This is a genomic window from Tomitella gaofuii (assembly GCF_014126825.1).
GTDB classification, from domain to species: domain Bacteria; phylum Actinomycetota; class Actinomycetes; order Mycobacteriales; family Mycobacteriaceae; genus Tomitella; species Tomitella gaofuii.
Genome location: NZ_CP059900.1, coordinates 3478402 through 3490230 on the forward strand (window position 1 = coordinate 3478402; position 11829 = coordinate 3490230).

At 74.7% G+C, this 11829-nt stretch carries 10 protein-coding genes and 2 pseudogenes; 4 read left to right on the forward strand and 8 right to left on the reverse strand.

Features of this window, described 5'->3' with window-relative positions:
* Positions 1-52: 52 nt before the first annotated feature.
* On the reverse strand, positions 53-553 hold the full coding sequence (locus tag H4F70_RS16165) for a thioesterase family protein (RefSeq protein WP_182357921.1): 501 nt from the start codon (positions 551-553) through the stop codon (positions 53-55).
* Positions 554-664: 111 nt separating this feature from the next.
* On the opposite strand from H4F70_RS16165, the gene H4F70_RS16170 reads away from it, so the two are divergent.
* From H4F70_RS16170 to H4F70_RS16180, 3 genes and pseudogenes are all read left to right on the forward strand, one after another.
* Positions 665-1423, forward strand: coding sequence for a LamB/YcsF family protein (locus H4F70_RS16170; RefSeq protein WP_182357922.1), 759 nt, complete (start codon positions 665-667; stop codon positions 1421-1423).
* A 70-nt stretch (positions 1424-1493) separates the two neighbouring features.
* Positions 1494-2135: pseudogene (gene pxpB / locus H4F70_RS16175) on the forward strand (5-oxoprolinase subunit PxpB); the annotation flags it as partial.
* Positions 2136-2151: 16 nt separating this feature from the next.
* Positions 2152-3064: pseudogene (locus tag H4F70_RS16180) on the forward strand (5-oxoprolinase subunit C family protein).
* Here H4F70_RS16180 and H4F70_RS16185 read toward each other — a convergent pair.
* The 7 genes from H4F70_RS16185 to H4F70_RS16215 form a co-directional block, all read right to left on the reverse strand.
* Complete coding sequence (locus tag H4F70_RS16185; RefSeq protein WP_182357923.1) at positions 3048-3800, reverse strand: hypothetical protein; 753 nt, start codon at positions 3798-3800, stop codon at positions 3048-3050. The pseudogene H4F70_RS16180 and the gene H4F70_RS16185 sit on opposite strands and share 17 nt — an antisense overlap.
* A complete protein-coding gene (locus H4F70_RS16190) occupies positions 3797-4366 on the reverse strand; it encodes a hypothetical protein (RefSeq protein WP_182357924.1) in 570 nt (189 codons plus the stop codon). Before H4F70_RS16190 ends, H4F70_RS16185 begins: the two co-directional genes overlap by 4 nt.
* Before the next feature lie 18 nt (positions 4367-4384).
* Positions 4385-5368: a porphobilinogen synthase gene (hemB, locus tag H4F70_RS16195; protein ID WP_182357925.1), complete on the reverse strand. Its 984-nt coding sequence runs from the start codon at positions 5366-5368 to the stop codon at positions 4385-4387.
* An 88-nt stretch (positions 5369-5456) separates the two neighbouring features.
* Positions 5457-7022: a bifunctional uroporphyrinogen-III C-methyltransferase/uroporphyrinogen-III synthase gene (locus H4F70_RS16200; protein WP_182347990.1), complete on the reverse strand. Its 1566-nt coding sequence runs from the start codon at positions 7020-7022 to the stop codon at positions 5457-5459.
* A gap of 109 nt (positions 7023-7131) precedes the next feature.
* Positions 7132-8133 (reverse strand): hydroxymethylbilane synthase, encoded by a 1002-nt coding sequence (gene hemC / locus H4F70_RS16205; RefSeq protein WP_182357926.1) that lies wholly within the window; start codon positions 8131-8133, stop codon positions 7132-7134.
* Entirely contained in the window at positions 8130-9512 is a 1383-nt protein-coding gene (locus H4F70_RS16210; protein ID WP_182357927.1) for a glutamyl-tRNA reductase, read from the reverse strand. Before H4F70_RS16210 ends, hemC begins: the two co-directional genes overlap by 4 nt.
* 620 nt (positions 9513-10132) lie before the next feature.
* The gene (locus H4F70_RS16215) at positions 10133-10432 is read right to left on the reverse strand and encodes a glutaredoxin family protein (RefSeq protein ID WP_182357928.1); all 300 of its coding nucleotides are present in this window, start codon (positions 10430-10432) and stop codon (positions 10133-10135) included.
* 380 nt (positions 10433-10812) lie between these two features.
* On the opposite strand from H4F70_RS16215, the gene H4F70_RS16220 reads away from it, so the two are divergent.
* Complete coding sequence (locus H4F70_RS16220) at positions 10813-11814, forward strand: HAD family hydrolase (protein ID WP_420883135.1); 1002 nt, start codon at positions 10813-10815, stop codon at positions 11812-11814.
* Positions 11815-11829 lie beyond the last annotated feature (15 nt).

Here is an 11829-nt window from a genome sequence, read left to right on the forward strand (position 1 = left end):
GCGCGCCGAGCACCGAAAAACCACCCACTCGGCGCGGCGCGCGCCGGGTGGCCTACGCGCGCACCGTCGAAATCTTCCCGGTGCCGGCAGGATGACCGGCGGAGCGCTGCTTCTCCGACAGCGACGCGAGCCGGTCCCGCACCTCGGCCGGCAGTGGGGCCACCCGGCGTGACCCGAGATCGAAGTGCAGGTCGAGCTGTTCGCCCGCGGCGGCGCGCCAGCCGGACTCGAGCGACCGCAGTTCATGGAAGAAGTGCAATCGCTTGTCGTCGACGCCGAGCAGCCAGGAATCCACCCCGATCGCCTCACCGAGCCGCAGCTCACGCTCATAGGTGATGTGGCTCTCGACCACGACCTTGCCGTTGCCGGTCCGCTCGACGTACACGTCCCCGAGGCCGATCAGGTCGGTGAACCGCGCGTGCGCGTCATAGATCACCAGGCCGAAGAACTGGGCGTTCATGTGGCCGTTGACGTCGATCCATTCCTCGTCGACGGTGGTCTCGAGGCTCCTGCAGGGCCCCGGTGCGGCGGGATCCGAGTGCGGGTCGGGCATGGCGTGGATGCTAGGCGGCCGCGCCGCCGCCAGTCGACGGCCCTGTCTCGCGGGCCGGGAGGCGGGCGGCGCACGGGCGCGTCCGCGCACACGCCGTGACACCATGGGTGTGTGACCGTGATCGACCTCAACAGCGACCTCGGCGAGGGTTTCGGCACCTGGCCGCTGGGCGACGACGCCGCGATGCTCACGCTCGTCACCTCCGCCAACATCGCCTGCGGGTTCCACGCCGGCGACCCCGCCACGCTCCTGGACACCACGGCCGGGGCCGTCGAACGCGGCGTGCGGGTGGGCGCCCAGGTGGGTTACCGGGACCTGGCCGGGTTCGGCCGCAGGTTCATCGACATGTCGCCGCGGGATCTCACCGCGGACGTGATCTACCAGATCGGCGCGCTCGACGGCCTGGCCCGGGCCCGGGGCGGCCGCGTGCGTTATGTGAAGCCGCACGGGGCGCTCTACAACGCCATCGTGCATCACGAGGGCCAGGCGCACGCCGTCGTCGCCGCGGTCCGCGCCTACGACCCCGCGCTGCCCGTGCTGGGACTGCCGGGGTCGGTGTTCCTCGACGCCGCGGACCGGGCGGGTCTGCGCACCGTCACGGAGGCCTTCGCCGACCGCGGCTACACCCCCGCCGGCACGCTGGTGCCGCGCGGCGAGCCCGGCGCGCTGCTCACCGATCCCGACGCCATCGCCGCGCGGGTGGTGGCCATGGTCGAGGACGGCGTGGTCCCGGCCGTCGACGGCACCCGGCTCCCGGTCCGCGCCGAGTCGGTGTGCCTGCACGGAGACACCCCCGGCGCAGTCGCGATGGCCCGGTCGGTGCGCGCGGCCCTCGACGGCGCCGGAGTCGACCTGCGCCCGTTCACGTGAGGTCGCGCGCGCGTGGACCCCGCACAGCAGGCGGACGATGAACGGCGCGCACGGGACGGACGGCGGGCGGGTGCGCATCCTGGCGGCCGGCGACGCGGCCGTGCTCGTCGAGTTCCCGGGGTCCGGCGGACCGGTGTCGCCCGCCGTGCTCCCGTTCACCGCCGCTGCTGCGCGCGGGCGCCCGGCCGGCATCGTCGACGTGATCCCGGCCGCGCGCACCGTGGCCGTCACGTTCTCCCCCGCGGCCATCGCCCCCGACGTCGTCCGCACGTGGTGCGCGGACCTCTCCGCCCGTGCGGTCGCGGACGCTGCGGGCGCCGACGGTTCCGCGGAACCGCCGGGGGAGGCTCTGGTGATCCCCGTCGTCTACGACGGTCCCGACCTGGACGCGGTCGCCGGCGCCACCGGACTCACCCGCGCCGAGGTGATCGACGCGCACACCGGAACCGGGTGGACGGTCGCCTTCACCGGGTTCGCGCCCGGCTTCGGCTACCTCGTCGGCGGGGATCCGCGGCTGGAGGTGCCGCGCAGGTCCACCCCGCGCACGCGCGTGCCCGCCGGGAGCGTGGGACTCGCCGGACCGTTCAGCGGCGTCTACCCGCGGTCTTCCCCGGGGGGATGGCAGCTCATCGGCACCACTGCGGCGGAGCTGTGGCAGCCGCGCCGCGACCCGCCCGCGCTGCTCGCGCCGGGGACCCGGGTGCGCTTCGCACGCGCGGGGAGGCGGCATGAGCGGCGACGGCTTCGCAGGGCGCCTGGAGGTGCTGGAACCCGGCCCCATGACCACCGTGCAGGACGGCGGCCGCCCGGGCCGCGGCGCGCTGGGGTAGGGCTCTCGGGCGCTGCGGACCGGGGCGCTCTGGCCGCGGCGAACCGCCTGGTGGGCAACGACGAGCGCGGGCCGCGGTGCTCGAGACGACGCTGGGCGGCCTGGCCGTGCGCGCACGCCGGGCGGCGATCGTCGCGGTGACCGGCCCGGTCACCGCCGTCGGGGTCGACGGCGCCCCGGCGGGCTCGCATTGCCGCATCCCTCTGCGCGCGGGCCAGGTGCTGTCCGTCGACGCGCCTCCGCGTGGCCTGCGGAACTATCTGGCCGTGCGCGGCGGGGTGGCGGAGGTGCACGGGGCCGACGGCGCCGCGCACCGGCCCGAGCTGGGCAGTCTCGCCACGGACGTGCTCTCCGGGCTGGGTCCGCCCGTGCTGCGCGCGGGCGACGTGCTCGTCACCGGGCCCGCCGCCGCGCCCCTGCCCGCGGCCGACCTGATCCCGCCGGACGCCTCCGCGCACACCGCCCCCGTCCGGCTCCCCGTCGTCTGGGGACCGCGCGACGACTGGTTCACCGCGGACGCCCGGCGGCTGCTCGTCACGCGCGCATGGACGGTCACGCCCGACACCGACCGGGTGGGGGCCCGGCTGCACGGTCCGGACGGCCTGCGCCGCGCGCGCGACGGCGAACCGCCCTCGGAGCCCATGGTCACCGGCGCGCTGCAGGTCCCCTCCGACGGGCTTCCGGTGCTGTTCCTCGCGGACCATCCCGTGACGGGGGGCTATCCGGTGATCGCGGTGGTGCGCCGCGCCGCGCTCGACGCGGCGGCCCAGCTGCGCCCCGGCGACCGGGTGGTGTTCAGGGCCGCCGGCTGAGGACCCTGCGCAGCGCGTCCACCACCGCGAGCCCGGCCGCGGCCATCATGACGATCGACGTGGTCACCCGCGCCCCGTCGTACATCGTCACCTCGATGGGGGGCTGCCCCTCGACGAGCACCGGCGTGCGCGCAGGCTGCACCCCCTGGTTCCAGAACCACACCGACATCGCGATCGCCGCCAACGCCACGACGGCTTCGGCGACGGCGATCCACCGGGTCCGCGTCACTGCGGCCCCGCGCCCTTGACCCGGGGCGCCCCCTTGCGTGGACGGCGCCGGGCCACGAGCGGCTCCAGCACCGCGCGCAGCGCCGCGTCGTCGCGCGCCACGCCTGCCGCAGCGCACCGGAAACGCAGTTGCACGCCGATCCCCGCCGCCCCGCGGCACCACCGACAGCCCGCCCAGCGAGCGCGCCGACTCCCAGGGTTCACGCGGATCCTGGCGCCGGCGCCCTGCAGGGGCCGGCGGGAACACGTGGACGATGTCGGACATGGCGATGTCGTCGGTGCCGAGGCGCAGCGTGCTCTCGGTGAGCTCGACGGCGGTGTGCGTGCGGGCGGCGTGGATGATGAGCGCGCCCACCGCCGCCAGCACCGCGCCGGACACCAGCCACACGAGCACGGGCATGCCGCCACCCATCACCGCGTCCATCACGATGCCGACGAGCGCGAACACGGGCGCCAGCACGATGGGCCACCAGCGCGCGCCGGGCTCGGAGAACAGCGGGGCGCTCACCGCGGCCGTCCCCCGTAGAAGTACCGGTGCGCCTCGCCGCGGTGCACGATCACCGACGCCCCGATGGCGAGCACGGCCTGCAGGATGGCACAGACCTCCAGCACCACGGAGCCGTTGCTGTTGAAACCGAGAAGCCCCTCGAAACCGATGACCGTGATGATCGCCGTGAACCCCACGAGCACTGCCCGTGCCCATGCCTTGCCGCGCAGCATCCGGCGCGCCACCAGCCACGTCAGGCCGATGACGACCGCGCCGAGCACGCCGATCACGCCCAGCGACAGGTGGAAGCTGGAGACCACGTCGGCGCGGGTGACGGGCTGGCCGTTCACGCCGCCGGAGAAGCGTTCGAGCATCTCGTCGACGACGGTGTCCTGCAGTCCGGACATCACCAGGATCACCCCGACGGTGGTGCCGATGCCGAGCACCGCCACCACGCACCACAGTTCGTAGGCGATGCGCACCGCCGGCGGCGCCGCGGGGGGCCCGTCGCCGGATCCGCCGTTGCCCTGCCCCGCCCCCGGGTACCGGGGCGGCGGGGCGCCCGGCAGCCGTTCGTCGGCCCTCACGCGCGGATCACCACCGGATCACCGCAGCATCGCGGCCGCTTCGGCCGCCCAGTAGGTGAGCACGATGTCCGCGCCGGCGCGGCGGATCGCGGTGAGCGACTCGAGGATCATCGCGTCGCGGTCGATCCACCCGTTCGCGGCCGCCGCGCTGATCATCGCGTACTCGCCGGACACCTGGTAGGCGGCGACGGGGACCGTCGACACGGCCGCGACCTCGCGCAGCACGTCCAGGTAGAGCATCGCGGGCTTGACCATGACCATGTCGGCGCCCTCGCCCAGGTCCAGGCGGGTCTCCCGCAGCGCCTCGCGGATGTTGGCCGGGTCCTGCTGGTAGGTAGTGCGGTCGCCGACCAGGGTGGATCCGACCGCCTCTCGGAACGGCCCGTACAGCGCGGACGCGTACTTGGCGGAGTAGGCCAGGATGGAGGTGTGGCGGAAGTTCGCCGCGTCGAGCGCCGCGCGGATGGCGCCCACCTGGCCGTCCATCATTCCGCTGGGGCTCACCACGTGCGCGCCCGCCTCGGCCTGCGCCAGCGCCGTGTCCACGTAACGCTGCACGGTGAGGTCATTGTCGATGCGTTCACGGCCGTTGGCGTCGCGGCTGAGCACGCCGCAATGCCCGTGGTCGGTGAACTCGTCCAGGCAGGTGTCGGCCATGAGCACGGTGTCGTCGCCGAACTCGGACCGCAGCGCCCCCAGCGCCCTGTTGAGCACGCCGTCCGGATCGTCGGCGCCGCTGCCTACGGCGTCCCGGTGCTCGGGCACACCGAACAGCATCAGCCCGCCCACACCGGCGGCGACCGCGTCGTGCGCCGCCCTCACCAGCGTGTCCTGCGTGTGCTGCACCACGCCGGGCAGCGAGGCGATGGGCCGCGGGTCCGAGAGTCCCTCGGCCACGAACATCGGCAGCACCAGGTTGCGGGGCGTCGTGGTGGTCTCCGCCACGAGCCGGCGCATCGCCGGCGTGGTGCGCAGGCGCCGGGGACGGTGGTCTGGGTACACGCTCTCCTCCTTAGGACCCCGCCGGACGGGGCCGCACCGCGGACGATACCCCGCCCCGCCGGGTCGGCGGGGCGGCAAGCAGGCCGTCTCAGCGGCGGCGCGACTTCTTCCGCGGCGGCGGCAGCGCGCCCTCGGCCCGCAGCCGCGCGGCGTGCTCGGCCAGCGCCTCCACCAGGGGGATCACCTGCGAGACCTCCGGCTGCACGTCCACGCGCAGCCCGAACTCGCGGGCGGTCTCCGCCGTCTTCGGCCCGATGCAGGCGACGATGGTGCGGGCGTGCGGCTTGCCGGCGATGCCGACGAGGTTGCGGACCGTCGACGACGAGGTGAAGCACACCGCGTCGAAGCCGCCGGTCTTGATCATCTCGCGGGTCTCCGCCGGCGGCGGCGAGGCGCGCACCGTCCGGTAGGCGGTGACGTCGTCGATCTCCCAGCCGCGCTCGCGCAGCCCCTCGGCGATGGTCTCGGTGGCGATGTCCGCGCGCGGCAGCAGCACCCGGTTGACCGGGTCGAGGACCTCGTCGAACGGCGGGAACTCGGCCAGCAGCCCCTCGCTGGTCTGCTCGGTGGCCGGCGGGATCATCTCCGGTTCGATGCCGAACGCGCGCACCCTGTCCGCCGTCGCCTGGCCCACGCACGCGATCTTCACGCCGGAGAACGCGCGCGCGTCCAGCCCGAACTCCTGGAACTTCTCCCATACGGCCTTGACCGCGTTGGTGGAGGTGAACACCACCCACTGGTAGCGGCCGTCGACGAGCCCCTTGATCGACCGCTCCATCTGGGCGGGGCTCCGGGGCGGCTCCACGGAGATGGTGGGCACCTCCTTGGGGATGGCGCCGTGGTCCACCAGCCGGCGGCTCATCGCCGCGGCCTGGTCCTTGGTGCGCGGCACCAGCACGGTCCACCCGTACAGCGCGCGCGACTCCCACCACGACATCTTGTGCCGCTGCGAGACCGCCTTGCCGATGGTGACGACCAGGGGGCCCACCATTTCTGAGCCGACCTCGTCGAGCGTGCCGAGCGTGGCCTCCACCGTGCGCTGGCGGCGCGTGGTGCCGCTCACCGTGATGGCGGCCGGCGTCGCACCGCTCATGCCGTGCTCCACCAGGGCGCCGGCCGTCTCGGCCAGGCGGCCGGAGGTGGCGTGCAGCACCAACGGGCCGGGCGCGGCGGCCAGCGCCGCCCAGTCCACCTCGCCGCGCACGTCGAACTCGGTGTGCGCGGAACCGATGGGCATGCCGGCGTAGGCGGGCACCGCGCTGCCGACGGGCACGCCCGGCACCACCTCGAAATGCACCTGGGTGCGGGCGATCGCGGTGATCTCGGCGATCACCGAATCGGTCGTCATCGGGTCGCCGGAGACCAGGCGGACCACGTCGTGGCCCAGCTTGGCCTCGGTGACGAGCGCCTTGGCCACGTCCGCGGGGTCGCCCAGGGCGGGACGCACGTCTGGGCCGCCCTCGCCCGTCTCCTCGTCCACCGTGAGCGTGGTGCCGATGAAGGACACCACGCCCTCGTCGACGTCGGCGTCGGTGTACGCGACGGTGGCGGCGCCGAGGACCTCGCGGGCCCGCAGCGTCAGCAGGGCCGGATCGCTCGGACCGGCCCCCACGATCAGAATCCGTCCGGGGGTGGTCTTGCGTGCGCGGCTCATCGTTCGATCTCCAGAGTGAGTGCGAGGGTCATTACGTGGTCTGATGCGGTGCAGGGCCGCGGTCTGCGCGGCGCGGCCGGCGCTGTGGGCCCCCGCGCTCCGTGGGCGGTCATCCGGGCACCCCCGCCCCCGGCGCCCCGCCCGGCCTGTCGGCCATGAGGTCGGCGGCGCCCATCTCCAGCAGCTCGTCCGCCACGCCGAGCCCCAGCGACTCCGCGTCGGCGACCGGCCCCACCCGGGAGGCGCGCAGCACCACGGTGCCGTCCTCCGCGGCCGCGGCGGCGCGCAGCGACAGTTCCAGCGCGGGCGTGCCGTCGGGTCCGGTCGAGTCGACGACCTCGGCGAGCGCGCCGACGGGTGCCGTGCAGCCGGCCTCGAGGCGCGCCAGCACCGCGCGCTCGGCGACGACGGCGGCATGGGTGTCCGGATCGTCCAGCCGTCGGACGAGCTCCACCAGCGCCGCGTCGGCGCTGCGGCACTCGACGGCCAGGGCGCCCTGCGCCGGCGCGGGCAGCATCTGCAACGGATCGATCGTCTCGGTGATGAGCCCCGTGCGATCGGTGCGGTCCAGGCCGGCCCGCGCGAGGATCACCGCGTCGAGCTCGCCTTCGTCGACGCGCCCCAGGCGGCGCTCGAGGTTGCCCCGCAGCGGCTGCACGTCGAGCCCCAGGCCCAGCGCCCGCAGCTGCGCCACGCGGCGCGGCGCGGACGTGCCCACGCGGGCCCCGGAGGGCAGCTCGCCGAGCGTCATCCCGTCGCGGGCGACCAGGGCGTCGCGGGCGTCGGCGCGCGCCGGCACGGCGGCGATCGTGAGCCCCGGCTCGGCGGCAGTGGGCAGATCCTTGAACGAGTGCACGGCGATGTCGACCCGGTCGTCGCGGATGGCCTCGCGCAGCTCCGCGGTGAACACGCCCACGCCGATCTTCTCCACCGGGGACATGGACTTGTCGCCGGAGGTGCTGATGATCACGAGCTCCGCGGGGTGTCCGGCCGCGATGAGGGCGTCGCGCACGGTGCCGGCCTGGGTGCGGGCCAGCACGCTGCCGCGCGTGCCCACGCGGATGGGATCGGGGACGCCCGCCGCTCCTGCGGCCGCCGGGTGATCGGTCACAGTGTGCCCTCCTCTGCCAGGCTCTGATCAGCCGGTTCGACGTCGGTGGCGGACTCCGAGGAGCGCGCCACCGCGGCCGTCACGCCCGGCGCCAACTCGAACAGCTCGCGCAGCGCCTCCGCATAGGAACCCCCGCCGGGGGCCGCCGCGAGCTGCTTGACCCGCACCGTGGGCGCGTGCAGCAGCTTGTCGACGACGCGGCGCACCGTGCGCTCCACCTCCGTCTTCTCGGCGTCGGTGAGGCCCGGGGCCTTCGATTCGAGCCGCAGCAGCTCGCCCTGGACCACCTCGGCGGCACGCCGCCGCAGGGCGGTCACTGTGGGCGCCACCTCCGAGGCCCGCTGCTGCTCCAGGTAGGCGGCCAGCTCCGTGGCCACCAGTTCGCGCGCGGCGGACGCGTCGGCCTCGGCCGCCCCGGCGCCCGGGTCCTGCCGCAGCGTCTCGATGTCCAGCAGGTCCACGTCCGGCAGGCCCGCCACCGCGGGGTCGACGTCGCGCGGCAGGCCCAGGTCGCAGATCACCAGCGGAGTGTCGGCCGTGCGGCGGGTGAGCGCGGTGTGCACGTCGGCGACGGTCAGCACGGCACCGACGGAGCCGGTGCAGGTCACGACCACGTCGGCGGTGCGCACGGCCGCCGCGAGCCCGTCGAAGCCGGTCGCCTGCGAGGCCACGCCGGCCTCCGCGGCGGTCTCGGCCAGCCGGGCCGCGCGCTCGGCGGTGCGGTTGACCACCGTCACCTCGCCGATGCCGGCGCGGATCAGGTTGGCGACGGCCAGCCCGCCCATCGCACCCGCGCCGAGCACCACCGCCCGGCGGCCCGCCAGGCCCTCGAGGGCGCGTGGCCCGCCCAGCAGCGCCGCGGCACGCTCGAGCGCCACCGACACCACCGACGCGCCGGCGGAGTCGATGCCGGTCTCGCTGTGCACGCGCTTGCCCACGCGCAGCGCCTGCTGCGCCAGCTCGTGCACCGCGCGGCCGGCCACCTGCTGCGAGTCCGAGGCCGCGTAGGCGGTGCGGATCTGCCCCAGGATCTGCTGCTCGCCCACCACCATCGAGTCCAGGCCCGCGGCCACCGTGAACAGGTGCTCCACCGCGGATTCGCTGTAGCGCACGTACAGATGCGAGGTGAGCTCCTGCACGCTCATCCCCGAATGCTCCGCGAACAGCCCGCTGACCTCCGCGAGGCCGCCGTGGAACGCGTCGACGACGGCGTAGATCTCGATACGGTTGCAGGTGGAGACCACCATGGCCTCGGCGACGTGCGGACGTCGCACCAGCGCGTCCAGCAGTTTGGGGCGGTCCGCCTCCGACACCGCGGCGCGTTCGAGCGTGGATACCGGCGCGCTGCGGTGCGACATTCCGACCAGCAGAATGCTCATGCTGCGGCCACCTCCGACCCGTCGCCCGCCCGCTCCCGGACACCGGCGTGCCGGACGACGGTGCCGACCGGGCGTATGCGACTATTGGGGGCGCCGTGATCGCGGCGTCCGGCACAGTTCCTGCCGGGCGCTCCACCGGATCGGATGCCTCCGTCGGTGCCGCGCCGGCGGCCGGGGCGGGCCGGCGCAGGGCGGGCGGACGCTGGGCGTCGATCTGTCACGTCGCGGGCTCCTCGTGCAGCCGAAGTGAATGAGCGTCCGGGACGGGAGCGTCCGCCTGGCACGCTTGCGTGCGGCCCGTGGACCGTGACGCAACCGCGGCGGGCCTGGACGCGGCACCGCCGTCGGCATGATCGTGCATGCGGTACGGCGCTGCCCGGACACAGCCGCATAAACGCAGCTCTGACCCAGCACCCCGGTGCTTGGTTCACACCACGGTAACCGTTCGTCACCCCCGGCACAAAGTTGACGCGGCACGCCCCTACACGCTACGGCGGCGGCATCCGCACCCGGGTCCGCTACGGACCGCCGACCGCCGCCGCCTACCATGCGCCCGGGTCACCGCGGGGCGCCGACGGCCGGCCCCGCCGCGCCGCATGCAGCCGCGCCGGCCCCCGGGCTCAGCGGGCCAGGTCGGCGCGCAGCCGTTCCTCGTCGACCTCCCAGTAGCTGTGCTCCCGTCCGTCGAGCAGCACCACCGGGAGCCTGTCGCCGAACTCCGCGCGCAGCTCCGGCCGTCGCGCCGCCGCCGCGTCCACGTCCACCGCCGACGCGGCGATTCCGAACTCCTTGCACACCAAGTCAAGTCGCTCCCACGCTGCGTCGCAGCCGCCGCAGCCTTCGCGGGTGAGCAGTGTGACCTCGCGGCCTCCCGCCGCCGCTCCGTCGCCCGAATCCCGTTCCCTGCCCGCAGTGGCCACCGCCGTGCACCTTTCTCCCTGAACTCCGGTTCCGCCGCCGCGCCGGGCGGGACCCCAGTCAACCACCCCCGTCAACCGTCTCCCCGCGACCGCCTCCCCGCCGCCGCCCGCCCTCTCGCGGCCCGGCGGCGATCCGGCCCGGCCGCCGCAGGGCCGGATCGCCCCGCGGGCACGGAGATCATTGTCACAGCGCCCGCGGCCTGCGCGCGGTGCCGGGCGCCACGCGCCGCCCCGGCCGCGCCGCGCGCGTGCCGCGGCCCCGCACCCCGTAGCCGACGGTTACTGTTGGGGTGACCGTTCAGGTCCACGGCCCGCGTGGGGATGCGGACCCGCGACCGTCCCGAGCGGCCACCAGGATGCATGCGGATCAGGAGGATGCGGTGCCAGACCACCGGGAGCAGCCGGACCCGCAGGATTCCTCCGTGCGGCGCCGCCTCGCCCGCCTCAGCGCCCGCAACCCGCTGGGCCCCAGCCTGGGCGAGCTTCTGCAGAACCTCGCGGGCGAGGCCAGCGCCGACGCCGCGCATGCCCAGTTGGAGGCCGAATCCACCGACGACGCTGCGCCGGGCAGGCCGTCGGAAGGCACGCCGGCACGGACCCCCGCGCCGCGCGATCTCACCGCGGCCGCCTTCTTCGACGTGGACAACACCATGGTCCAGGGCGCCTCGATCATCCACTTCGCGCGCGGTCTCGCCTCCCGCGACTACATCGAACTGTCCGACATGGCGCAGTTCGGATGGCAGCAGCTCAAGTTCCGGGTCAGCGGCAAAGAGAACAGCGACGACGTGGCCAGCGGCAAGGAGAAGGCCCTGTCGTTCATCGCGGGACGCGAGACCGCGGAGTTCACCCGCCTCGGCGAGGAGATCTACGACGAGATCCTCGCCGACAAGGTCTGGTCGGGCACCCTGGAACTGGCCCGGCGGCACATCGACGCCGGGCAGCAGGTGTGGCTGGTCACCGCGACGCCGCAGGACCTGGCGCAGGTCATCGCCAAGCGCCTGGGCCTCACCGGCGCGCTGGGCACCGTGGTGGAGAGCGAGGACGGCGTGTTCACCGGCCGCCTCGTGGGCGACATCCTGCACGGGCTGGGCAAGGCGCACGCGGTGCGCGCGCTGGCCGTGCGCGAGGGGCTCGACCTCAAACGGTGCACCGCGTATTCGGACAGCCACAACGACGTGCCCATGCTCACCGCGGTCGGCACGGCCGTGGCCGTCAACCCGGACGCCGACCTGCGTGAACTGGCCCGCAATCGCGGCTGGGAGATCCACGACTTCCGCACCGGCCGCAAGGCGGCGAAGATCGGCGTGCCCACGGCGCTCGCGCTCGGGGCGATCGGCGGCGCCGCCGCGACCGTGTTGGGGCGCCGCGACCAGTCGGCGTGAGCCGGACGGCCCACC

What these genes read in the sequence shown, in the direction of transcription:
- H4F70_RS16200 (WP_182347990.1), bottom strand. Translation starts at nt 7,022, where the DNA reads ATGAGCCGCGCACGCAAGACCACCCCCGGACGGATTCTGATCGTGGGG.
- H4F70_RS16165 (WP_182357921.1), bottom strand. Translation starts at nt 553, where the DNA reads ATGCCCGACCCGCACTCGGATCCCGCCGCACCGGGGCCCTGCAGGAGC.
- H4F70_RS16210 (WP_182357927.1), bottom strand. Translation starts at nt 9,512, where the DNA reads ATGAGCATTCTGCTGGTCGGAATGTCGCACCGCAGCGCGCCGGTATCC.